This window comes from Janthinobacterium darwini, assembly GCF_051380905.1.
Taxonomy (GTDB): Bacteria; Pseudomonadota; Gammaproteobacteria; order Burkholderiales; family Burkholderiaceae_D; genus Janthinobacterium.
The window spans coordinates 2,874,765-2,898,885 of the sequence record NZ_JBNYXX010000001.1 but is presented as its reverse complement, the minus strand read 5'-3'; the positions used below and the strand labels follow the sequence as shown (position 1 = coordinate 2,898,885).

20 protein-coding genes are annotated in these 24,121 nt (G+C 61.2%); 17 read left to right on the top strand and 3 right to left on the bottom strand.

The annotated features are described in order from the left end of the window. The first annotated feature begins 139 nt into the window (after positions 1-139). The 4 genes from ACQ4WZ_RS13320 to ACQ4WZ_RS13305 all read left to right on the top strand — a co-directional run bounded on the left by ACQ4WZ_RS13320 (position 140) and on the right by ACQ4WZ_RS13305 (position 7,242). On the top strand, positions 140-2,719 hold the full coding sequence (locus ACQ4WZ_RS13320) for a DUF349 domain-containing protein (protein ID WP_436573636.1): 2,580 nt from the start codon (positions 140-142) through the stop codon (positions 2,717-2,719). After that, positions 2,716-3,189 carry a molybdopterin synthase catalytic subunit MoaE gene (gene moaE / locus ACQ4WZ_RS13315; protein WP_436573635.1) on the top strand — a complete coding sequence of 158 codons (474 nt, stop codon included), beginning with the start codon at positions 2,716-2,718 and terminating at the stop codon, positions 3,187-3,189. Before ACQ4WZ_RS13320 ends, moaE begins: the two co-directional genes overlap by 4 nt. Positions 3,190-3,310: 121 nt before the next feature. Continuing rightward, positions 3,311-5,917: an ATP-dependent chaperone ClpB gene (gene clpB, locus ACQ4WZ_RS13310; protein WP_101480545.1), complete on the top strand. Its 2,607-nt coding sequence runs from the start codon at positions 3,311-3,313 to the stop codon at positions 5,915-5,917. A 203-nt stretch (positions 5,918-6,120) separates the two neighbouring features. Beyond that, entirely contained in the window at positions 6,121-7,242 is a 1,122-nt protein-coding gene (locus tag ACQ4WZ_RS13305) for a polyamine ABC transporter substrate-binding protein (RefSeq protein ID WP_133992554.1), read from the top strand. A 70-nt stretch (positions 7,243-7,312) separates the two neighbouring features. Here the strand turns inward: ACQ4WZ_RS13305 and ACQ4WZ_RS13300 are convergent, their stop codons facing one another. From ACQ4WZ_RS13300 to ppk1, 3 genes are all read right to left on the bottom strand, one after another. Further along, positions 7,313-7,438, bottom strand: coding sequence for a hypothetical protein (locus tag ACQ4WZ_RS13300; protein WP_254926692.1), 126 nt, complete (start codon positions 7,436-7,438; stop codon positions 7,313-7,315). Positions 7,439-7,625: 187 nt separating this feature from the next. Continuing rightward, positions 7,626-8,084 carry a phosphohistidine phosphatase SixA gene (gene sixA, locus ACQ4WZ_RS13295; RefSeq protein ID WP_101480547.1) on the bottom strand — a complete coding sequence of 153 codons (459 nt, stop codon included), beginning with the start codon at positions 8,082-8,084 and terminating at the stop codon, positions 7,626-7,628. A gap of 25 nt (positions 8,085-8,109) precedes the next feature. Then, complete coding sequence (gene ppk1 / locus ACQ4WZ_RS13290; RefSeq protein WP_101480548.1) at positions 8,110-10,203, bottom strand: polyphosphate kinase 1; 2,094 nt, start codon at positions 10,201-10,203, stop codon at positions 8,110-8,112. Positions 10,204-10,489: 286 nt separating this feature from the next. On the opposite strand from ppk1, the gene pstS reads away from it, so the two are divergent. From pstS to ACQ4WZ_RS13225, 13 genes are all read left to right on the top strand, one after another. Further along, the gene (pstS, locus tag ACQ4WZ_RS13285) at positions 10,490-11,524 is read left to right on the top strand and encodes a phosphate ABC transporter substrate-binding protein PstS (protein ID WP_436573634.1); all 1,035 of its coding nucleotides are present in this window, start codon (positions 10,490-10,492) and stop codon (positions 11,522-11,524) included. Positions 11,525-11,739: 215 nt separating this feature from the next. After that, complete coding sequence (gene pstC, locus ACQ4WZ_RS13280; RefSeq protein ID WP_257560884.1) at positions 11,740-12,711, top strand: phosphate ABC transporter permease subunit PstC; 972 nt, start codon at positions 11,740-11,742, stop codon at positions 12,709-12,711. Next, positions 12,708-13,595, top strand: coding sequence for a phosphate ABC transporter permease PstA (gene pstA, locus ACQ4WZ_RS13275; protein WP_101480551.1), 888 nt, complete (start codon positions 12,708-12,710; stop codon positions 13,593-13,595). Before pstC ends, pstA begins: the two co-directional genes overlap by 4 nt. 38 nt (positions 13,596-13,633) lie before the next feature. Next, on the top strand, positions 13,634-14,416 hold the full coding sequence (pstB, locus tag ACQ4WZ_RS13270) for a phosphate ABC transporter ATP-binding protein PstB (protein ID WP_373629715.1): 783 nt from the start codon (positions 13,634-13,636) through the stop codon (positions 14,414-14,416). A gap of 48 nt (positions 14,417-14,464) precedes the next feature. Next, entirely contained in the window at positions 14,465-15,175 is a 711-nt protein-coding gene (gene phoU, locus ACQ4WZ_RS13265; protein WP_071078202.1) for a phosphate signaling complex protein PhoU, read from the top strand. Between the two features lie 5 nt (positions 15,176-15,180). Further along, on the top strand, positions 15,181-15,870 hold the full coding sequence (locus ACQ4WZ_RS13260; protein ID WP_094444609.1) for a response regulator: 690 nt from the start codon (positions 15,181-15,183) through the stop codon (positions 15,868-15,870). A gap of 12 nt (positions 15,871-15,882) precedes the next feature. Beyond that, complete coding sequence (phoR, locus tag ACQ4WZ_RS13255) at positions 15,883-17,199, top strand: phosphate regulon sensor histidine kinase PhoR (protein WP_101480552.1); 1,317 nt, start codon at positions 15,883-15,885, stop codon at positions 17,197-17,199. A gap of 77 nt (positions 17,200-17,276) precedes the next feature. Further along, a complete protein-coding gene (senA, locus tag ACQ4WZ_RS13250) occupies positions 17,277-18,473 on the top strand; it encodes a selenoneine synthase SenA (RefSeq protein ID WP_257560893.1) in 1,197 nt (398 codons plus the stop codon). Positions 18,474-18,518: 45 nt separating this feature from the next. Beyond that, positions 18,519-20,465: a UvrD-helicase domain-containing protein gene (locus ACQ4WZ_RS13245; RefSeq protein WP_436573633.1), complete on the top strand. Its 1,947-nt coding sequence runs from the start codon at positions 18,519-18,521 to the stop codon at positions 20,463-20,465. Between the two features lie 94 nt (positions 20,466-20,559). After that, entirely contained in the window at positions 20,560-21,474 is a 915-nt protein-coding gene (locus tag ACQ4WZ_RS13240; RefSeq protein ID WP_436573892.1) for an NAD-dependent epimerase/dehydratase family protein, read from the top strand. Positions 21,475-21,855: 381 nt separating this feature from the next. Further along, positions 21,856-22,239: a LiaF transmembrane domain-containing protein gene (locus ACQ4WZ_RS13235; RefSeq protein ID WP_243858168.1), complete on the top strand. Its 384-nt coding sequence runs from the start codon at positions 21,856-21,858 to the stop codon at positions 22,237-22,239. Further along, complete coding sequence (locus ACQ4WZ_RS13230; RefSeq protein WP_436573632.1) at positions 22,229-23,038, top strand: LiaI-LiaF-like domain-containing protein; 810 nt, start codon at positions 22,229-22,231, stop codon at positions 23,036-23,038. Before ACQ4WZ_RS13235 ends, ACQ4WZ_RS13230 begins: the two co-directional genes overlap by 11 nt. A 6-nt stretch (positions 23,039-23,044) precedes the next feature. Continuing rightward, on the top strand, positions 23,045-24,121 hold the full coding sequence (locus tag ACQ4WZ_RS13225) for a sensor histidine kinase (protein ID WP_101480556.1): 1,077 nt from the start codon (positions 23,045-23,047) through the stop codon (positions 24,119-24,121).

Below are 24,121 nucleotides of genomic sequence, written 5' to 3'. Positions count from 1 at the left end.
GGCTCCGCGCCCCTGATTTTGCGCTGGCGCCAGCTGGGGAGAAATGTTGTGTTACTCATTTGGTAACTTGTACAGACCTGTCCGATGCAATACCCCGGGCTTTGTTATGATGATGGTTTTGATTCACGCGAAACCCGTCATGTTCGAATTTCTTTTCAAGCGTTCTGCCAGCAAGTCTTCCGCACCAGACCCTGTCGTGGCAGAGCAGGCCGCCGCTACGGCGCAGAGCGCATCGCGCCGCGCCGAACAGGTTGCGCGTGCCCACGCCGTGGCGGGCGACGAAGTCGCTGCCGCCGATTTTATTGTTTCCAGCGAATTTGCCGATGCCCGCCTGATCGCGGCTGAACACGTCCATACCTTGCCACTGCTGGAAAAAGTCCACCAGGCCATGCGTAACACGGACCGCCGCGTCGCCAAGCTGATGCAGGGCCGCATCGACCTGATCCGCCATCAGGCGGCGGAAACCCAGCGCGCCCAGGCCAGCATAGCTACGGCCCAGCGCCTGTTGAACGATGACAAGCTCAGTCCCAATCAGGTAGCCGAGCTGGACCGCCAATGGCAAGTCATCAAGGCCACGCCCGAACTGGCGGCGGCCTTTGCCGCCGCGCGTGCCGCGCTGGCAGCCCGCCTGGAAGCGCAAGTGGTATTGCAACGCGCCGTGATCGACGCCGTCGCCGCCGCGCGCGCACTGGCCAGCAATGGTCAGTCCGCCGACGAACTGGCGCAGGCGCTGGCCCGCCTGGATGCGGAACATGCGCGGCATGCGCAATCGCCCGAATGCGGTTCGCTGCCGAAACACCTGGAAAACGATTTTATCCAGGCGCGCGAACAGGCGCAGTCCGCTTTGCAAGCCCTGCAGCAGCACCAGGCCGTGTTCGACGCGCGCCAGGCCGCGCTGGCCGAATGGCAGGCGCAGGACGCCGCCACCCTCGATGTGGATACCCTGAAACGCGCCTGGCAAGCCTTGCCGCGCCTGCCTGAGTCGCCGCTGTCCGACAGCCTGCAGCAGCAATTTGCAGCCGTGCTGGCCAGCGCCCCTGCGCCTGCCGTCACTGCCGCGGTCGTGGCCACGCCAGTGCATGCCGAAGCGGCGCCGCGCAAGCCGCGCCAGGAGCTCGCTGCCGTGTCGAAAGAAGCGACGGAGCAGTTCTTCAAGACGCTCGACGCCATGGAAGCGGCGCTGCAGGATGGCTTGTTGCACGTGGCTTCCGAGCATGACAAAACGTTGCGCGATAGCAAGCACGGGCGCTTGACGCCTGCGCAAGCGGATCGCCTGGCCCATGTGCGCGGGGAGTTCAAGCGCCTGGCCGACTGGGCACGCTGGGGCGGCAACGTGTCGCGCGAGGAACTGGTCAAGGCGGGCGAGGAATTGCCGGCACAAGAATTGCCGATGGCCGAGCTGGCCAAGAAAGTGGGCAGCCTGCGCGAGCGCTGGAAGTCGCTCGACACCTTGTCCGGCCCCGCGCCAAAATCCCTGTGGGAGCGTTTCGATGCCGCCTGCAGCCTGGCGTACGCGCCGGCGGCCCAGCATTTCAAGCAACTGGCCGAAGAGCGCCACGGCAATGCGGCCAAGGCCCAGGAATTGATCGCGGAAACGGCGGCCCTGGCAGCCGAAGAAAGTACCGACTGGAAACACGTCGCCTCCGCCTCGCAGCGCTTGCGTCAGGCGTGGACGCGCCTGGGCACCATCGACCGCAAGGAAAAGAAACGCCTGGATACGGAATTTGGCGCCGCACTGGACGCCTTGTCGAAGCCGCTGGACACGCAGCGCCAGATCGAGACGGCGCGCCGCGAACAATTGATCGTCGAAGTGGGCTTGCTCAAACCATCCGAGCGCAACACGGTCGACATGTTGAAAGCCTTGCAGGATAAATGGCAGGAACTGGCGAAAGCCCTGCCGCTGGAGCGCCGCGCGGAACAGGCGCTGTGGCAGCGCTTCCGCGCCGCTTGCGATGATATCTTTGCCAAGCGCAAGGAAACGGCGCACGCTGCCGACCATGAACGCCGCGAACACCTGCATGCGCGCGTAGCCCTGTGCGCCAGCCTGGAAACGGCCGTCGTGCCCGAGGGTGACGACAAGGCCCGCAGCGCCTTCATCCATCACTTGTTGCGCGAGACGCGTGCCGCCTGGAACGCCACCGGCCCCGTGCCGCGCGCCAGCGAAGCGAAGATCGAACAGCGCTACCAGGCGGCTGTTGCCGGCGTGCAAGCGCAAGCGGATGCCATCGCCGAGCGCGCCGGTGCGGCCCAGGCCAACGCCTTGCGCGACAAGCTGCGCCTGACGCAGGCATTGGAAACGGCCTTGGTCGAAGGTGATGCCGGCGCGGATGCGGCGCCTTGGGTTCAGCGCTGGAGCGCCTTGCCGCCACTCGACGCCCAGTACGAACGCAGCCTGCAACAGCGCTTTGCCGCTGCCCAGGCCGCGCTGGGCGAGGGCGCTGCCGCCTACGTGCAGCAATTGCAGGCTAACCAGGATCGCCTGCGTGACGAAGTGCTACGCCTGGAAATCGTCGCCGGCGTCGACAGCGGCGCCGAATTTGCCCGCGACCGCCTGAAAATGCAGGTGGAAGTGCTGCAATCGTCGCTCAAGTCAGGCCAGAAGCCGCTCACGCAAGTATCGCAGCTGATGCAGCTGTGTGCGATTGCCGCTGCCACCGATGCGCGCACGGCCAGCCGTATCGAAACCTTGCTGCGCCGCATCGGAGGCCACGCCAAATGAGCACTTCCGTCCGCGTCCAGCAAGCTGATTTTGACCTCGGTCAAGAAATTGCACAATTGCGTGCAGGCAACCCCAAGGTAGGCGCCGTCGTCGGCTTCGTCGGCACGGTGCGCGACATGAACGAGGGGCTGGACGTGGCCGCCATGGAGCTCGAGCACTATCCTGGCATGACGGAAAAGTCGATCGAGGCCATCGTCGAGCAGGCGCGGGGTCGCTGGCCCCTGTCCGGCGCGCTGGTGATCCACCGTGTAGGGCCCCTGCAGCCGCAGGAACAGATCGTGCTGGTGGCCGTCTCGTCCGCCCACCGGGGCGAGGCCTTCGCCGCATGCGAGTTCATCATCGATTACCTGAAGACGGAAGCGCCGTTCTGGAAGAAGGAAGACACGCCCGAAGGGGCGCGCTGGGTCGATGCGCGTGACAGTGACGAGACGGCGCTGGACAAATGGACGGCAAAAGCAAGCGCCATTTGAGGCGTATCCGCCGCGCACGTTAGCATTTGCAAGAATGCATCAGTTTTCTGCTTTGTGTATGCTTGAAAAGCACTGCCTCACCCCAATTTGGTTAACAACTAATTAACCGGGAGCGCTTTTCATGCGACAAGACAAACTCACTACCAAATTACAGGAAGCCCTGGCCGATGCGCAAAGCTTGGCCGTGGGCAACGACAACCCCTATATCGAACCAGTCCATCTGCTGACGGCCCTGTTGAACCAGGACGACGGCGGTGCCCGCTCGCTCTTGCAGCGAGCCGGCGTCAACGTGGGCGGCTTGTCCAAGGCCCTGGGCGCCTCGATCGAACGCCTGCCGAAAGTCTCTGGCACGGGAGGCGACGTGCAGGTCAGCCGCGAATTCGTGGCCCTGTTGAACCTGGCCGACAAGGAATCGCAAAAGGCGGGCGACCAGTTTGTGTCCAGCGAAATGGTCTTGCTGGCCATGACGGACGACAAGTCCGACTGCGGCAAGCTGGCGCGCGAAAACGGCCTGACCCGCAAGGCCTTGGCATCGGCCATCGAGGCCGTGCGCGGCGGCAATAAGGTGGACTCGCAAGAGGCCGAAGGCCAGCGCGAAGCCTTGAAAAAATACACCCTGGACCTGACGGAGCGGGCGCGCAAAGGCAAGCTCGACCCTGTAATCGGCCGTGACGATGAAATCCGCCGCACCATCCAGATCCTGCAGCGCCGCAGCAAGAACAATCCCGTGCTGATCGGCGAACCGGGCGTGGGCAAGACGGCCATCGTCGAAGGCCTGGCGCAGCGTATCGTCAATGGCGAAGTGCCCGAATCGCTGAAGGGCAAGCGCGTACTCTCGCTGGACATGGCCGCCCTGCTTGCCGGCGCGAAATTCCGCGGCGAATTCGAGGAACGCCTGAAATCCGTGCTGAAGGAACTGGCCATGGATGAAGGGCAAACCATCGTCTTCATCGACGAGATGCACACCATGGTGGGTGCGGGCAAGGCCGAAGGTGCGATGGATGCCGGCAATATGCTGAAACCGGCGCTGGCGCGCGGGGAGCTCCATTGCGTGGGCGCGACCACCCTCGACGAGTACCGCAAGTACATCGAGAAGGATGCCGCGCTGGAACGCCGCTTCCAGAAAGTGCTGGTCGACGAGCCGACCGTGGAAGCGACCATCGCCATCCTGCGCGGCTTGCAGGATAAATACGCGCTGCACCACAAGGTGGAAATCACGGACGCGGCCATCATCGCCGCCGCCGAGTTGTCGCACCGCTACATCACGGACCGTTTCCTGCCCGACAAGGCGATCGACCTGATCGATGAAGCGGCGGCGAAGATCAAGATCGAGATCGACTCGAAGCCGGAAGTGATGGACAAGCTGGAACGCCGCCTGATCCAGCTCAAGATCGAGCGCGAAGCCGTCAAGAAGGAAAAGGACGAGGCATCGTTGCGCCGCCTGGCCTTGATCGAGGAAGAGATCGTCAAGCTGCAGCGCGAATACAACGACTTCGAGGAAATCCTGAAGGCGGAAAAAGCCGTGGTGCAAGGCAGCACGCACATCAAGGAAGAGATCGAGAACGTCAAGCTGCAGATGGAGCAGGCCACGCGTGAAAGCAACTGGCAGAAAGTATCGGAATTGCAATACGGCAAGTTGCCGCAACTGGAGGCCCAGCTCAAGCAGGCTGACAGCGGCATCCCGAAACGCGATCCCGACCAGCCAAAATTGCTGCGCACCGAAGTGGGCGCCGAGGAAATCGCCGAAGTAGTGTCGCGTGCGACGGGTATTCCCGTATCGCGCATGATGCAGGGCGAGCGCGACAAGCTGCTGCATATCGAAGAAAAGCTGCATGAGCGTGTCGTGGGCCAGGATGAAGCGATCACGGCCGTGGCTGATGCTATCCGCCGCTCGCGCGCGGGCTTGAGCGATCCGAACCGTCCCTATGGTTCCTTCATGTTCCTGGGGCCGACGGGCGTGGGCAAGACCGAGCTGAGCAAGGCGTTGGCGACCTTCCTGTTCGATACGGAAGAATCGATGATACGCATCGACATGAGCGAGTTCATGGAGAAGCATTCCGTGGCCCGTTTGATCGGCGCACCGCCCGGCTATGTGGGCTACGACGAGGGCGGCTACCTGACGGAAGCCGTGCGCCGCAAGCCGTATAGCGTGATTTTGCTCGACGAAGTGGAAAAGGCGCATGCCGACGTCTTCAACGTGTTGCTGCAAGTGCTCGACGATGGGCGCATGACGGACGGCCAGGGCCGCACGGTGGACTTCAAGAATACCGTCATCATCATGACCTCGAACCTGGGCTCGCACAAGATACAGGCCATGGAAAGCGATGATCCCGGTGTCGTAAAGCTGGCCGTGATGGCCGAGGTACGCTCGCACTTCCGTCCCGAATTCGTCAACCGTATCGACGAAATCGTGGTGTTCCATGGCCTCGACGAGAAAAACATCGGCGCGATCGCAAAGATCCAGCTGAAGATACTCGAAGAACGCCTGGCGCGCATGGACATGCAACTGAGCTTGACGGACGCGGCACTGCAGCAAATCGCCGAAGCGGGCTACGATCCGGTGTATGGAGCACGTCCTTTGAAGCGGGCGATCCAGCAGCAGATCGAAAATCCGCTGTCGAAGCTGATCCTGGAAGGCAAGTTTGGCCCGAAAGACGAAATCCGCATCGATGCCCAGAACGGCAACCTGGTGTTTTCGGGTGCGCAAGTGGGGCTGGACAAGGTTTAATCTGGCCGGTCAGTCCCTGCGGGATTGGAATTTGCCCCATTGGGGCAAATTCCCCCGTCGGGTCTGACCCCAGTTTTGCGCTGTGGGGTGTTGGCGCAAGCTAACATCGGCATAATCTAAAGCAGGGCGCGATCAGGGTAGACCTGATCGCGCCCTTCTTGCTATCATCGTCACTATTTTCTGATACTTCTGGAGGCGACACGATGGCAAACACATGGCAAGCAGGACGGCGCATTGGAGCGGGATTGACCTTGGCGGCAGCCGTGCTGGCTTTGCCTGCCCAAGCTCAGGCCCAGGAAGAGAAAGTGCTGAACATCTATAACTGGTCGGACTATATCGGCGACGATACGATCAAGAATTTTGAAAAGGAAACGGGCATCAAGGTACGCTACGACGTTTTCGATAACAACGAAATCCTCAACGCGAAACTGGTGGCGGGCAAGTCCGGCTACGACATCGTCGTACCCACGGCCCAGTGGGCACGCCTGCAGATCGACGCGGGCCTGCTGCGTAAGCTCGACAAGAGCAAGCTGACGAACCTGGGCAACCTGGACCAGAACTTGCAGGCGAAGCTGGCGAAGATCGACCCGAACAACGATTACCTGGTCGACTGGCTGTGGGGCTATACGACGGTGGGCATCAACGTCAACAAGGTCAAGGCCGCGCTGGGCGCCATGCCCATGCCCGACAATGCCTGGGACCTGGTTTTCGACCCGAAATACGCGTCGAAGCTGAAATCGTGCGGCGTGTCCTTCCTCGACTCGCCATCGGAAGTGCTGCCGGCTGCCCTGCAATACCTGGGCAAGCCGGCCTACTCGAAAACGGCTGGCGACTACCAGGAAGCGGGCAAGGTGCTGCAAGCGATCCGCCCCTACGTGACCCTGTTCAGCTCGTCTGGCTACATCAATGACATGGCCAACGGCTCCGTCTGCGTCGCGCTGGGCTGGTCGGGCGATATCAATATCGCGCGCCAGCGTGCCATCGATGCGAAAAACGGCAATGTGATCCAGGTACTGGTGCCGAAGACGGCCGCCCTGATGTTCGACACCATGGCCATCCCCGCCGACGCGCCCCATCCGAACAATGCGCACCTGTTCATCAACTACATCCTGCGCCCGCAAGTGCATGCCAGCCTGAGCAACAAGGTGTTTTACGCGAATCCGAATCCGGCCAGCATCAAGTATGTACGCAAGGACATCGGCGAGAACAAGGCCATCTTCCTGTCGGACACCGACAAGCAGCGCATGGCCGCACCGGAAGCGACCACGGCCGATATCCGCCGATTGATGACGCGCATCTATACGAAGTTCAAAACGGGAGTGTAAATACAAGGATGGCGCGAGGGACGGGCCTGTAGGCCGTCACTGGCGCCATGCGATATTGCCGAGGTGAACACTACTCGTGGTAGCGGTCCATCAGCTTGTGGTGGCTGCCGCGCATTTCTTCGATCAGTTCAAAGGCGACGAAGCCGATGATGGCGGCGAAGATGGCGATGAAGAGAAAAACGAGGAAGGTTAACATGGTCTTTCAGCCGCCGTTGGACGGCTGTCCGCTGGGTTGCTCAAGGTGCCAGAGCATTGCTCCAACACGTCGTTGATGCAATTAAACTCTAGCAGATCGGCAGCGCTTTGCAAGGCTGCCGAGTTGCAATTCCTACTAGTATTTGTCCCAGCGCACTTTTTGTGCATTAAGCTGTTTCACCGCCCCCTTATTTCACCACCAGGTCATGCGCCATCACAGCTTTCAAGTAGACGCTGATCGGGTCGCCCAATTCTCGCTGCGAGAACCACCAGGCGCTGGCCTTGCGCATCTCCCATTCCTGCTCCTCGCCCGTCAGCAGCAGGGCGGCGGCCTGGCCCAGGGTGGGCTGGTGGCCGACGATGAGCACGGTTTCCTTGCCGCCGGGCCAGTTGGCAGCCTTCAGAATGTCTTCCGCCTCGGCACCTGGCGCCAGTTCCGGCATCAGCTTGAACTTGCGCCCCAGCGCTTCCGCCGTTTGCAAGGTGCGCAGGGCGGGGCTGACGAGGATGCGGCAATTTTCCGGTAGTTGCGAGGCCAGCCATTCGCCCATGCGGCGCGCCTGTTTCTGACCTTTGACGGTCAGGGCGCGTTCGAGGTCGGGCAGGCCCGGCTCGGCTTCTGCGTGTCGCCACAAGATGAGATCCATGCTGTGCTCCTCTGTGTAGAATTGCCTATTCGCCGACCTCCGCGCCCGGCGTGCCCAGTGTATGCATCAGATACTGCTGGGCGCTGAATGGCGTTTGCTTGCCGCGTGGCTTGCGGCGCGCATAGTGGCCTGTCGGCTCCAGTTCCCATGCATTCGTATTATCCTTCAAATACGGATTCAGGCCCTCGGCGATCACACGCCGCTTCAGCGCCCGGTCCAGCACGGGGAATGCCACTTCCACGCGGCGGAACAGGTTGCGGCTCATCCAGTCGGCGCTTGCCAGGTAGACATCGTGCGCCAGGTCGTTGCGGAAGTAGTAAATGCGGCTGTGTTCGAGGAAGCGGCCGATCACGGAGCGCACCTTGATGTTTTCCGACAGGCCAGGCACGCCCGGTTTCAGAGTGCAGGCGCCGCGCACGATCAGGTCGATCTTCACGCCATCGGTCGACGCCGCATACAGGGCGCGGATCACGGATTCATCGACCAGCGCGTTGACTTTCACGATGATGCGCCCGCGCCGGCCGGAGCGGGCGATCTTCGCCTCGTTGCGGATGGCCTTGATGATTTCGCTCTGGAGGCCGAACGGCGCCAGCCATAAATGGTTCAGGTTGTGCGGCTTGGTCAGGCTGGTCAGGTGGATGAAGACTTCGTTCACTTCCACTGCCAGGTCCTGGTTGGCCGTCAGCAAGCCAAAATCCGTGTACAACTTGGTGGTGGTGGGGTGATAGTTGCCTGTGCCCAAGTGAGCGTAGAAGCGCAGCGCGCCTTCTTCGCGGCGGATGACGAGCGCCACCTTGGCGTGGGTTTTCAGGCCCACCACGCCGTACACGACTTGCGCGCCCGCCTGTTCCAGCTTGTCGGCCCAGTTGATATTGGCTTCTTCGTCGAAACGCGCCATCAATTCCACGATGACTGTCACTTCCTTGCCCATCTTCGCGGCCGCAATGAGTGACTCCATCAAGTCCGAATTCATGCCCGTGCGGTAGATCGTCTGCTTGATGGCCACAACGGACGGATCGTAGGCGGCGCTGCGGATGAAATCGATGACTGTCTGGAACGACTGGTAGGGATGGTGCAGCAGGATGTCATGCTTGTTGAGCGCGGCAAAGATGTCGCTGCCGATGGCTTTATGCGCCAGGCCCGGGAAGAAGGGCGGGAAGCGCAGCTCGGCTTGCTTGACGTGGTCGATCATCTCCGACAGGCGCACCAGGTTCACGGGGCCATTGACGCGGTATAGACGGCTTTGATCAAGGCTGAACTGGTCGAGCAGGAATTGTGACAACTCCGGTGGACAATTGCGCGCCACTTCCAGGCGCACGGAGGTGCCGAACTGGCGTCCCACCAGTTCGCCCTTCAGGGCCTGGCGCAGATTCTTGACTTCGTCTTCGTCCACCCACAGGTCGCTGTCGCGCGTGACCCGAAATTGCGAATAGGCAATCACTTCGCGTCCGGCGAACAGGTCCGAGATGTGTGCATGGATGACGGAGGACAATAAACAGAAGGACACGCCATCACCGGATATCTCGTCCGGCAGCTTGATGACGCGCGGCAAGACACGGGGCGCCTTGACGATGGCGATCGCCGTGCCGCGCCCGAAGGCATCCTTGCCGCTCAGCGAAACGATGAAATTGAGGCTTTTATTCACCACTTGCGGGAAAGGATGGGCCGGGTCCAGGCCGATAGGTGTGAGCAGGGGGCGCACTTCGCGGTCAAAATACTGCTTCACCCACGCGCGCTGCGCCTCGTTGCGGTCGCTGTCGCGCAGCAAATGCACGCCCGCTTCGCGCAGGGCTGGCAAGACGTCGCTATTTAATATCTCGTACTGGCGTTCCACCAGCGCATGGCATTCCTTGCCGATGCGTTCCAGATTGGCCGCCAGGACAGGGTGGCCCGCCAGTGAACCGCCGATGCTGCCGGCCGCCAGCAAGCTGGCCACGCGCACCTCGAAGAACTCATCCATGTTACTGCTGACGATGCACAGGTAGCGCAGGCGCTCGAGCAGTGGAATGTTCGGGTCTTCCGCCTGGGCCATCACGCGCCGGTTGAAAGTCAGTTGCGACAGTTCGCGGTCAAGCAAGATGCCCGATTTGGTCACTTCCGTGTGCAGTTCAGGTTTCATATTCTTTTGTCTTTGCAGATAGTTAATTCTAGCCGTATTTCATCATGTATGACGCGCTGTGAGTGTAATCATGAAATATGACGTAAGCGTGACATAAGCTGTCATAAAGCGTCGCCCATTCTGTCATTTTTCGTGCCGGAAATGGCGTTCCCCGGGGCGTAGGCAAATATTTCATGAAATTTTGCACATGTCATAAAGCTGTCATATTCGCTTGCTAGACTGCGCAGCATTCAACCGGGACTTTGAGCCCTAACAACCCTGAGGACTTGATATGCAAATGAAGCAAATGTTCAAATTTATCGTCGTGGGTGCTTCGGCAGCGATGGCATTTTCTTCCGCTTCCGTCATGGCGGCAGATATGACAGGTGCTGGTGCTACCTTCCCATACCCTATCTACGCCAAATGGGCTGAGACTTACAAAGCCAACACCGGCAACGGCCTGAACTACCAGTCCGTCGGTTCCGGCGCTGGCATCAAGCAAATCAAGGCCAAGACTGTTGAATTCGGCGCCTCGGACATGCCTTTGAAGGCAGAAGAGCTGGAAGAAGCAGGCCTGATGCAGTTCCCTGCCATCATGGGCGGCGTGGTCACCATCGTCAACCTGGACGGCGTGAAGCCAGGCCAGCTGAAAATGACGGGCAAGGTCGTTGCCGACATTTACCTGGGCAAGATCACCAAGTGGAGTGCTCCTGAGATCGCCGCACTGAACACGGGCGTCAAGCTGCCAGACACGGAAATCACCGTGGTGCACCGCGCCGACGGTTCGGGTACCTCTTTCCTGTTCACCGACTTCCTGTCGAAAACCAACCCGGAATTCAAATCGAAAATCGGCGCTGGCTCGGCTGTGAAATGGGCCGTGGGCGTGGGCGGCAAGGGTAACGAAGGCGTTGCCGCTAACGTACAGCGTATCAAGGGTTCGATCGGTTACGTCGAGTGGGCTTACGCCAAGAAAAACAATATGTCGCACACCCAGCTGCAAAACAAGGACGGCAACTTCCTGCAGCCTGACGACGACAACTTCAAGGCGGCAGCCGCTTCGGCACCTTGGACGCAAACCCCAGGCTTCGGCGTGGTCCTGACCGACCAGGCTGGCAAGAACAGCTGGCCTATCACGGGCGTGTCGTTCATCCTGATGCACAAAGTCCAGCCTGACGCAGCCAAGGCAAAAGAAGTCCTGAAATTCTTCGACTGGGCCTACAAGAACGGCGGCGCAGCTGCTGTTGAACTGGACTACGTGCCTATGCCAGCATCGGTCGTGAAACTGGTGCAGGAATCGTGGAAAGCCAATCTGAAAGATGCATCGGGCAAAGCGATCTATTAATTCGATAGCTTGACCAAATAAGTACCGATCCTTGTCCCCGCCAGCAGCACGGCGGGGCAGGGAGTTAGCCAGGACCGCCCGCAAGCCCTTGCAGGCGATCCTGGCTAAAAATAAAACATGAGTTCAAAACAAGCAATACCGGCAGTACCACCCACATCTGGCACAATATGAGCGCACAATCAACCTCCTCCACGATCCCCATGCCAGGCGGCACCATGACCGACTCCATCAGTCACGCGCAAATGCTTTCCACCATGCGCAAGCAGCGCATCCAGGATTTCCTGTTCCACAAGGTGACGATGCTGTTCGCCCTGTCGGTGCTGATCGTCCTGGTCGGCATCATCATTTCGCTGATCATGGAATCGATACCGGCCTTCAAGACCTTCGGCCTGCATTTCATCGTGTCGGCAGAATGGGACCCCGTCAATGACCAGTACGGCGCCCTGATCCCCATCATCGGCACCCTGGTGACGTCCGTCATCGCCCTGCTGATCGCTTTTCCCGTCAGCTTCGGCATCGCGCTGTTCCTCACGGAAATCTGCCCGGCCTGGCTGCGCCGCCCGCTGGGCACTGCTGTCGAGCTGCTGGCCGGCGTGCCATCGATTATCTACGGCATCTGGGGCCTGTTTGTCTTCGCGCCCCTGTTTGCCGACCACGTCCAGCCTATCCTGAAGGCCACGCTGGGCAACGTGCCCGTCATCGGCCAGCTGTTCAGCGGCCCCATGATGGGCATCGGCTTGCTGACGGCAGGTCTGGTGCTGGCCATCATGATCATCCCTTTCATCGCCTCGGTGATGCGCGACGTGTTTGAAATCGTCCCTGCCGTGCTGAAGGAGTCCGCCTACGGCCTGGGCTGCACACGCTGGGAAGTGGTGCGCAAGATCGTCTTGCCTTACACCAAGACCGGCGTCGTCGGCGGCGTCATGCTGGGCCTGGGCCGCGCACTCGGTGAAACCATGGCGGTGACCTTCGTCATCGGCAACGCCAACAAGCTGTCGTGGTCGCTGTTTGCCGCCGGTAACAGCATCACCTCCTTGCTGGCCAATGAATTCGGCGAAGCGCAATCGGCGCTGCACGTGTCCTCGCTGTTCTCGCTGGCCCTGATCCTGTTTGTCATCACCTTTATCGTCTTATCCGCCGCCAAGCTGATGCTGGCTGGCATGTCCCGCAAGGAAGGCACGAAATGAGCCAAGTGAGCACCCTCGACGTTCCGGCCAAGCCGGCCATGAATCCCGTCTACCGCAAGCGCCTGCTGATGCACCGCATCGGCATCGCCCTGTCGGTGGCGGCCATGGCCCTGGGCCTGGCCGTGCTGGTATGGATTTTGTTCACGCTGGTGATCAAGGGTTTCGGCGCCCTGTCGATCGACCTGTTCACGCAAACGACGCCGGCCCCCGGCAGCGAAGGCGGCGGCCTGATCAATGCCATCGTCGGCAGCGCCCTGATGGTGGGCCTGGCTACCGTCGTCAGCACCCCGATCGGCATCCTGGCCGGCATCTACCTGGCCGAATACGGCGAAGAAAACAGGCTGGCGCAAGTGACGCGTTTTGTGACGGACATCATGCTGTCGGCGCCATCGATCGTCATCGGCCTGTTCGTGTATGCGCTGTACGTGGCGCATGTCAAGCACTTCTCCGGTTACGCGGGCGCCATCGCGCTGTCGCTGATCGCCGTGCCGGTGGTGGTGCGCACGACGGACAATATGCTGCGCCTGGTGCCGAACAGCCTGCTGGAAGCCGCGTTTGCCCTCGGTGCGCCGCGCTGGAAGGTCGCCACCCTGGTGCGCTTGCGCGCCGTCAAGGCTGGCGTGATCACCGGCGTACTGCTGGCATTGGCCCGCATCGCAGGCGAAACGGCGCCGCTGCTGTTCACGGCCCTGAATAACCAGTTCCAAAGCTTTAACATGAATGCGCCGATGGCCAACTTGCCGTCCGTCATCGCATCGTTTGCGATGAGCCCGTACGATAACTGGCGCTCGCTGGCCTGGGGTGGCGCACTGCTGATCACCTTCAGCGTGCTGGCCTTGAATATCCTGTCGCGCACCGTGTTCAGCCAAAAAGTCCCTAATTAAACAGATATCGAGCGAAGCGAACCCACATGAATACGCAAATGAATCCAGCACAAGACCTGGCACCAAAGAAAAAAACCATCGAAATCTCGGGCCTGAACTTCTTTTACGGCAAGACGCAAAGCTTGCATAACGTCAACCTGGACATTCACGAGAAGAAGGTTACCGCTTTCATCGGCCCGTCCGGTTGCGGCAAATCGACCCTGCTGCGCACCCTGAACCGCATGTACGACCTGTACCCGGGCCAGCGCGCGGAAGGTTCCATCCTGTACCGCGGCCGCAACGTGCTCGACGCCGACCAGGACGTCAACATGCTGCGCGCCAAGGTCGGCATGGTGTTCCAGAAGCCCACGCCGTTCCCCATGTCCGTGTATGACAACATTGCCTTCGGCGTGCGCCTGTATGAAGACCTATCGAAGGGCGAGATGGACGAGCGCGTCGAGTGGGCCCTGAAAAAAGCGGCGCTGTGGGGCGAGGTCAAGGATAAGCTGAACAAAAGCGGCCTGTCGCTGTCTGGCGGCCAGCAGCAGCGTTTGTGCATCGCGCGCGGCGTGGCCGTGAAGCCGGACGTGTTGCTGCTCGATGAGCCGACCTCGGCACTGGACCCGATTTCGACGTCGAAAGTGGAAGAGCTGATCAGCGAACTGAAACAGGATTACACGATCGCCATCGTGACGCACAATATGCAGCAGGCGGCGCGCTGCTCCGATTACACGGCCTATATGTATCTGGGCGAACTGGTGGAATTCGGCGAAACGGACCAGATTTTCATGAATCCGGCCCGCAAGGAAACGCAGGATTACATCACGGGCCGCTTTGGCTGATCTGCCCAGAATAACGACATACAAGACAACTGAATACGGAGAGACAGCATGTTAGGCGAACATTCATCCAAGCAATACGACAACGAACTCGAAGCGATCCGCTCGAAAGTGCTCCTGATGGGCGGCATCGTTGAAACCCAGTTCCTCGACGCGATGACGTGCTTTCGCATCGGCAATCCGGAACGCGCCGACCGCGTGATGCGGGAGGACGACGTCGTCAACCAGCTGGAAGTGTCGCTGGACGACGCCTGCAGCCATTTGATCGTGCGCCGCCAGCCGGCCGCCAACGATTTGCGCACCATCATGGCCACCATCAAGGTGATTACCGACCTCGAGCGTGTAGGCGACGAAGCGACCAAAATCGCCCGCGTGGCGAAGAATCTGCACAAGCGCGGCAACGGCGTCGTCAACCATTACGAGATGGTGCGCGGCATTGCCAACACGGCCACCGACATGCTGCACGACGCGCTCGATGCATTCGCACGCAACGATGGCAAGCAGGCCTTACAATTAATTGCACAAGATGCCATCATTGACCATGAGTTTCGGTCTATCATGCGCAACTTGATCACCTTTATGATGGAAGACCCGCGCACGATTTCGGCAGCGCTCGATACCCTGTGGGTGGCCAAGGCCATCGAACGCATCGGCGACCATGCGAAAAACATCGCCGAATACGTGATTTACGTGGTTGAAGGCAAGGACATCCGCCACACCAAGGTGGCTGCTCCCGCCATTTCCGAGGAGCTCCCTGAGTAAGCTTTATGGCATCTGATAAAACCACGGTATTGATTGTTGAAGATGAGCCGGCCATCGTTGAATTGGTGACTTATTCGCTGCGCGAATCCGGCTGGAATTGCTGTTCCGTGCAAAACGTTGCCGATGCCTGGGATTTCATCCAGCACCGCACGCCGCACCTGATCTTGCTGGACTGGATGCTGCCGGACCAGACGGGCTTGCGCCTGCTGTCGCGCATCCGCGCCGACCGCAATTTCGCCGCCATCCCCGTCATCATGCTCACCGCCAAGAGCATGGAAGAAGACAAGCTTGCGGGCCTGAACAGCGGGGCCGACGATTACGTCACCAAGCCGTTCTCGCCGCGCGAACTGCTGGCGCGCGCCAAAGCTTTGCTGCGACGCAAGAGTCCGGAACACGCGCAGGCGCCCATGCGCGCCGGCAACGTGGCCTTGGACCCTGTCAGCTGCACCGTGATGATGGATGAGCAGAAGATCGATATCGGCCATGCCGAATACAAACTGTTGAAATTCCTGCTGGCCCATCCGGAGCGCGTGTTTTCGCGCAGCCAGTTGCTCGACAAGGTGTGGGGCGACCATGTGGTGATCGAGGAACGCACGGTTGATGTCCACGTATTGCGCTTGCGCAAAGCCTTGAAAGAGGCGGAAAGCCTGATCAAGACCGTGCGCAGCGTCGGCTACATGTTGTCTGAAAAGTAAAGCCTGTCTCTTATGAATCCGAAATTGCTGTTCTGGGTACCGGCCGCCTTGCGCATGGTGCTGGCGCTGCTGGGCGTGACCGTCGTCTGGTATCTGTTTGGCGCCACGTATGCGCTGGGCATCGCCTTCGTGCTGATGGCCATGATGGTGTTCGTGCAGCTGTCGTATCTGTTCCAGCTGAGTAACTGGCTGGACAATCCGCAAAGCGCCAAGTTGCCCGACGGCTGGGGCGCCTGGACCAGCATCTTCGCGCGCCTGTACCGCATGCGCCGCGACGACGAGAAAAACCAGGCCGAGCTGACGGAATGGCTGGCGCGCTTCCGGCAGGCCATGCACCTGTTGCCCGATGGCGTCGTCATCATGGACGACGTGCTGTTCCTCGAATGGTGCAATCCCGCCGCCGAGAAGCATCTGGGCCTGACGCACGAGCGCGACAAGGGCATGCGCGTCACCAACCTGATCCGCAGCCCCGAGTTCATGGATTACATCATCCTGGGCCGCTACGACCAGCCGCTGACGATCACCTTCCGCAACCGCAAGCTGATCGTGCAGATCATTCCGTTTGAAAACCGCCGCCAGATCCTCGTCACCCACGATGTGACGGAGACGGAGCGCATCGAAATGATGCGCCGCGACTTCATCGCCAACGCCTCGCACGAACTGCGCACGCCGCTGACGGTCATCGTGGGTTTCCTGGAAATCGCTTCCGCCGAGCTGGACCTCGATGCCACCACGCGCGCCGCCCACCTCAAGCTGATGACGGAGCAGGGCCACCGCATGCAGCATTTGATCGAGGACATGCTGACCCTGTCGCGCCTGGAATCGGTCGACTATCCGCTGCGTCCCGAGCCCGTGGATGTCAAGAAACTCATGCAGCAAGTCTTGCGCGACGCCAAGGGCTTGTCGGCCGGCAAGCATGAAGTGACGATGGAATGCAATGGCCCCGATGTGCTGGGCAGCTACGACGAACTGTATAGCGCCTTCGGCAACCTGGCCTCGAACGCCGTGCGCTATACGCCGGCAGGCGGCAGCATCATGCTTCGCTGGCAAGATGGCACGGCAGGACCGCAATTCATCGCGCAAGACACGGGCATCGGCATCAGCCAGGAACATATTTCGCGCCTGACGGAACGTTTCTACCGCGTCGACAAGAGCCGCTCGCGCGAAACCCAAGGCACGGGCCTGGGTCTGGCCATCGTCAAGCATGTGCTGCTGCGCCACGGGGGGACTTTGGCCATCCAGTCCGTGGTTGACAAGGGCAGCAGCTTCATCGTCAGCATGCCCAAGTCCGTCGTCACGCCGCTGCAGGGCGAATTGCTGGTCAAGTAGTTCGCAGGGGGCGACAGTCGCCCCTGTTTCCCCCTGGCGGCTGGTGCATTGTTGGCATAAGTCGTTACAATCAGGTCATGACTTTAATCAACACCTCTTTTCGCCACGCCGGCGCGCAGCAACTGGCCCAGTCGCTGCAGGCTGCGCGCCAGGACACTCTTTCCCTGTTCGACTGTTATGTCAATGCCGGGCTGGACGTGGTGGCGGGCCTGCCCCGCCATCCGCGCCTCAATCCGCCCTTGTGGCAACTCGCGCATATCGCCTGGTTCGCCGAGTGGTTCATCTTGCGCGAAGCCGCTTCCAGCCATCCGGCCGACGCCATCTACAATTCACTGCTGACGCGCGGCGACGATTTGTTCGACGCCAATATGGTGGAGCACCGTGCGCGCTGGAAGCTGGAACTGCCCAGCCCGGGCGCCGTGAAAACGTATTGCCACGAAGTGCTCGACAGGGTGTTGGACAAGCTGTCGCGTGAACCCAACGTCGACAGTGCCCTGGCGCCGTACCGGCTGGCGCTGGCGCAAGAAGACTTGTGCGGCGAGGAAATGCTGGCCGGCTTGCAATGGCTGGGCCTGGAAGCACCGGAACCCCTGTCTGCCAGCCCGGCCTTGCCGCCCGGGGCGGGGGAGATTGCGTTTCCTGGCGGAAGCATTGAAATGGGCTCGCCGCGCGATGCCGGTTTTGCCTTCGACAATGAATCACCGCCCTATCGCTGCTATGTGCCGCCGTTTTCCATCGATGCTTGCGCCGTATCAAACGCCCAGTTTTCCGATTTCGTCGCCGATGGCGGCTACCAGAACCGCCAGTTCTGGAGCGCGGCCGGCAGCGCCTGGCTGATGCAGCAGGAGCGCTCGTCGCCCCTGTACTGGCTGCGCGAAGCGACGCAGTGGCGCACCATGCGTTTCGGCCGGCGCACGACCTTGCCGCCGAATGAAGCCGTACGCCACATCAATCTGTATGAAGCGCAAGCGTACTGCGCCTGGGCAGGCCGCCGCCTGGCGACCGAGGCGGAATGGGAGTATGCTGCGCTGTCCGGCCATCCGCGCTTTCATTGGGGCCAGGTGTGGGAGTGGACGGCGACGCCGTTCGAACCGTATCCGGGCTTTGCGGCTGATGCCTGGCGCGAATACTCAGCGCCGTATTTCATGCAGCACCAGGTGCTGCGCGGCGCCGCCTTCGCCACGCCGCCACGCCTGCATTCGGCCCGCATGCGCGCCTTCCACGCGCCCGAGCGCGGCGACATCTTTGCCGGCCTGCGCACCTGCGCCTGGTAAGTCCGAGACAGCCAGTTGCAGTTGCTACCCTTTTCAGGAATACTTTTGAGTACAGATAACGCCCCGCAGTTCATTCCCAAACGCATCACGCCCACGCCGGAGCAGGTCGCCGTCCAGACAGCGCAAAAGAAAGTGGTCTTGATCGACGCCAATGCCGGCGCGGCCAAGACGACGACTCTGGCCCTGCGCCTGGCCGAGGCCTTGCACCGGGGGCGCGCGCCCGAACGCATGCTGGCTCTCGTGTTCACCGAGGCGGCGCGCGTGGCCCTGCGCCAGCGCCTGCTGGAAGTGGGCGTGCCGCTGGGCGTCGTCAAGCGCCTGACTATCGACACCTTCGACGCTTTTGCCGCCAAGGTGTTGCTGCAGCTGGAAAACATGCAGGTGGCGTTCATGCGCAGCGATGAAGAGCTGCGCCCCGTGGCCTGGGAAGCACTGGAAGTCGTGTCGGAAAAGTACGCCCACCGTTATCCGCTGGAAATCAATACGACGAACGGGGCGATTGCCGAGTTTTTGAAACTGCAATTGCGCACCAAGGCCCGCCTGGATTTTCAAAATCCTGACTTCGAGAGCAATTCCCTGGATGACAATCTGGAGCTGCTGGGCATGTCGCGCACGCATTATCTGTGGCTGCGCGAATACGAAGGCTTGCGCGGCGCCGACACGGGTGATATCCAGTTCCGCGCACCGTTCGACGCCACCTACGATCTGGTGCGCATGCTCGACGGCGACGAGCCGCTGCGCCAGCAATTGCCGGCCTTCCAGATCATCGTGGCCGATGAATTGCACGATCTGAACGAAGCGTCGTTCCGCCTGCTGACCATGCTGATACGCCGCGGCAACGCCTTTTTCTGCGGCGCCGGTGACAAGGATCAAGTGATTTACACCTGGTCGGGCGCCGACCACCGCTTCCTGCGCCAGCGCTTCGAGCAGGAGTTTCCTGCCTTGCAGCGCCTGCCGCTGACGGCATCCTACCGCTATGGCACGCAGCTGGCGCAGGCCGTGGGCGTGCTGAAGAACAAGGCCAGCGTGTCGGCCCTTTCGCGCGCCACCCACATCGACGTGCTCGAGTACGATCATGCGCAGCCGCAAGCGTGCAGCGCCCAGCTGATCGCCGCGCTCGAACACGCGCATGCGGGCACGACGGCCATTTTGCTGCGTGACCGCGACCAGGCTATCCGCGTGGAAACGGCGCTGTTCCAGAGCGGCATTGCGTATGGCCTGGTGGACATGAACAGCTATCTGCTGAGCCTGGAAGTGCTGATGCTGCGCGGCATGGTCGCCATCGCCCGCAAGGACTTGCACGCGATCAAGAGCGGCCCGCGCCGCGGCGAAATTCTCGAAGCCCTGGTGGCCTTTGCGGAAATCCCGTTTACCCGCACGGAGTTACAGCAAGCCAAGGCCGACGTGGCCAATTACCCGGACTTGCTGGAAGGCTTCCTGACGAACCAGCTGGCCAAGTCGCACAACCAGGACAAGGCGGCCCTGACCCTGGCCGCCGTCGATTACCTGCGCGCGCTGCCACCCGACGCTTTGGCGGGCGACGCCCTGCAGCACATCTTTGGCCTGATGCAGCTGGAACAGACGGCGCGCCGCATCTATGTCGATCCGGCGCAGGCGCGGGTCGTCGCCCGTTCCCTGCATGGCTTCATTGCCGTGTGCAGCGAAGCGGGCGTGTCGCTGGGCGGCTTTGCCGGCTGGCTGGGCGAGATGGAGGAGGCCGTTGCCGTGACCAGCGGCAAGGCCAGGCTGGTGATCGCCTGCATCGACCAGATCAAGGGCCTCGAATACAACCACGTCATCTTGCCTTACCTTGCCGTCGATGAATTCCCGCGCAGCAAGACTGACCCGCTGGAAGAGGAAAACCGTTTTTATGTGGCCGCCACGCGCGCGCGCGACAGGCTCACCTTAATCACGCCGCAAGACCCCGGCTACCGGAGCCGTTACATTGCCGCCCTGCAGCTCAAACAGAAGATTGTTGCGTCCAAGTCATAGATCTTTTGCTGGACAGCTACTTTTTGCGAAAGGGGAAACGGCGCATACTTTGTTGGTGTGATTGATTGCAATCTGAACCAACAAAGGAGTAATGATGCGAGTATTTTTGACGGGCGCAGCTGGCTTCATCGGCAGTTCCATCGCGGCGGGCCTCGTGCGCGCCGGCCATCAGGTCACGGGCCTCGTGCGCAAACCGGAACAGCTGGCCGAGTTGGCCACCCTGGGCGTGCACGGCGTCGTCGGCACACTGAACGACCGCGAATTGCTCATCGAGCAGGCGAAGGCGGCGGATGCCGTCATCAATGCGGCCAGCAGCGACCACCGGGGCGCCGTCGAAGCCATCCTCGACGCACTGGCCGGCACGAACAAAGTGTTCCTGCACACGAGCGGCTCGTCCATCGTCGGCGACGCTTCGGGCGGCGAGGGTACCGAGCAGATTTATGATGAAGACAAGCTGCCCGCGCCTGCGGCCGACAAGGCGGCCCGGGTCGCCATCGACGACCTGGTATTGGCCAGCGCCAGTCAGGGTATCCGTGCCAGCGTGCTGTGCAATACCCTGATCTACGGCCATGGCGCCTTGCCGCGCGACAGCGTGCAGTTGCCCCGTTTGCTCAGGCAGGCGCGCAAGAGCGGCATCGTGCGCCACGTGGGGCCGGGCCGCAACATCTGGTCCAACGTGCATATCGACGACGTCGTCAGCCTGTATCTGCTGGCGCTGGAAAAGTCGCCCGCTGGTACGTTTTACTTTGTCGAGTCGGGCGAAGCGGCCTTCCGCGACATGACGGCCGCCATCGCCAAGGCACTGGACCTGGGGCCTGCGCAGGATTGGCCACTGCCCGAGGCGATTGCCGAATGGGGCTACGAGATGGCTTCCTACGGCCTTGGTTCCAACAGCCGCGTGCGCGGTGCACGGGCACGCACCGTGCTGGGCTGGCAGCCGCAGGGACCGACCGTACTGGAGTGGATCGAGAACGACATGCTGCAGCCGCCGCATGCCATCGCCGCTTGATGCAGCTCAGCAAAACGCCATCTGTGTGCGCTAGCGAACGGTGCTTTGTGGCGATCAGGAGTATGATGGCTTTGCTTGGTTGAGACGCACTGCCGTGAAGTTGGCGGCATGTTCGATCTTCCAGCAGGTCAGCCGGTCGCCTCAAGGATCGGCACCAGATTTCCGCTGCCGGCGCGTTGGCGCCACGCGGCTGTTCACTGTAACTCCAGGTCGCGGTGTGTACTGCGAACCCCTTCAAGGCCGGCGCCAGCCGGTCTTTTTTTGCCTCTCGTTCCTGCCGCTGCGCCATTCACCGCCATCTGTCCGCCATTCGCCGAAGCGGTGTTTTCGCGCGCCCGAAATCCGCGTATCTTTACGATCAACCAACTACCAGGGGTGACCGTGAAATCTGAACCAGCTTATTGCCGCCGTACCCAGCTGCTGTGGGGCGTGCTGCTGATCGCCATCGGCGCCATCATCCTGCTGGACCGGCTCGATGTGATCTATCTCCACGATTACTATGCACTATGGCATTATTGGCCGCTGATACTGGTCGTCTTCGGCCTGAACAAACTGCTCACGCCCGTGTCCGCGAAGCAGGTACTGAGTGGCCTGTGGCTGATCTTTTTCGCTGCCTGGTGGTATGTGTCGTACGAAGAACTGTGGAATTTGAATTTCTACAATAGCTGGCCAGCCTTGCTGATCGCCTGGGGTGTGGGCCTCGTGCTGGAACCGCTGTTGAACAAACATTTTATTGCCTACCGGGAGTCCGAGCATGAAAAATAAACCGCCGCTGCACTCGCCATCGCAGATCGTGCTGGGCGTCATTGTCATCGGCCTGGGCTTGTTGTTCCTGCTCGATAACCTCGGCTTCATCAATGTGCGCTACACCTTCCGCTTCTGGCCCACGGTGCTGATCGTGTTTGGCTTGCTGAAACTGTCGCAAAGCCGCAGTGCGAACGGCTATTTGCTGGGCGGCATGCTGGTGCTGCTGGGTGTGGTATGGACCCTCAAGCACATGGGCATTTTCTACATGAACTGGGACTTGTTGTGGCCCTTGCTGATCATCGGCCTGGGGGTGGCCGTCGTGTCGAAGTCCTTGCCCGGCGCGCAACAGCGCCAGCGGCGCCGGCGCTTTGCCGCGCAGCAGGACAGCACGGCAGCGCCTGACTCTTTCGGCCAGGCCCGCAATGGCGCCTTGTCGCTGGACAAGGACGCCGCAGCGGCAGCGCCCGGCGCCAGCGGGCAGGCGGACGATGACAGCATCATCGAAGTGACGGCCATCCTGGGCGGCTATGTGCGGCGCGTGTCGTCCCGGCGCTTCAGGGGCGGCGATATCAATGTCATCATGGCCGGCTGCGAAATCGACTTGCGCCAGGCCTCGATCGAAGGCGAAGCCGTGCTCAACGTGTTCGCCCTGTGCGGCGGCGTCACCATCAAGATTCCGCCTGACTGGAGCGTGGTGCTGCAGGGCACGCCCATCCTCGGCGGTTTCGAAGAAAAGACCATCGTGCCGCCGAACCAGAACAAGCGTTTGTACGTGACGGGCTACGCCATCATGGGCGGCCTGGAAATTCGCAACTAGGCGCGCATGTCCGGGACCTTGTCGAAGCGGCGCGGTGCCGTGGCCGTGGTGGTGGTTTGCCTGGCGCTGGGCCTGGCCTTGGCGTTCGTGCTGGCCAGGGTGGCCCATGCGCCCAGGCTCAACGCCGTCCTGCTGGTGGTGCCCGCCACGCTCGTGTATGCGATAGGATCCGGTTTTTCCGCGTTTTACCTGTGCCGCGCCTACCCCTTGCACGCGGGCCATCCGCTCGCCATTGCCGGCGTGATGGGCGTAGCGGCCCTGTTCGCCGGCTTGTTGTGGGCCACCTTGCTGCAATTTCTGAACAGCGTCAGCCTGTTGCTGGAACTGCGCTGGCTGGGCGTGAACCTGACGCAATCGCTGCTGGCCCTGTTTTTCGGCCTGGGCTTGCTGCTGTATTGCCTCGCTGTCGCCGTGCATTATCTGCTGCTGGAATTCGTACGCGCCAGGATGGCCGAGCAGCGGGGCCTGGAAGCGCAGCTGATGGCGCAGGAAGCGCAATTGCGCATGCTGCGCACGCAGATCGACCCGCATTTCCTGTTCAACAGCTTGAACTCCATCAGCGCCTTGACGTCTATCAATGCGGCGGGAGCGCGCCAGATGACGGTGCAGCTGGCCAGTTTCTTTCGCCAGAGCCTGAGCTTGGAGGCGCACAAGCACATTACCTTGGAGCAGGAACTGGTACTGATCCGCCATTTCCTTGCCATCGAACAGGTGCGTTTTGGCGAACGCTTGCAAGTGTCGGAAAGCATCGACACCGCCGCGCTGGCGTGCTTGCTGCCGCCCATGCTGATACAGCCACTGGTGGAAAATGCCGTCAAGCATGGTATCTGTGGCTTGACGGAGGGCGGATTGATCGAGATCGAGGTACGTCGCGCGGGCAGCCTGCTGCAGATTGCCGTGCGCAATGCTGTTGATGCGGATCAAGGACCTGCCCGCGGCAAGGGCATGGGGCTGGAGAATGTGCGCCAGCGCCTGGCCAGCGCCTATGGGCATGAGGCGGGCGTGCACTGGGCGCGGCGCGGTGCGACGTTTGAAGTGACGCTATCGATGCCGGCGCAGACCGGCGACACGGAGGAAGCATAA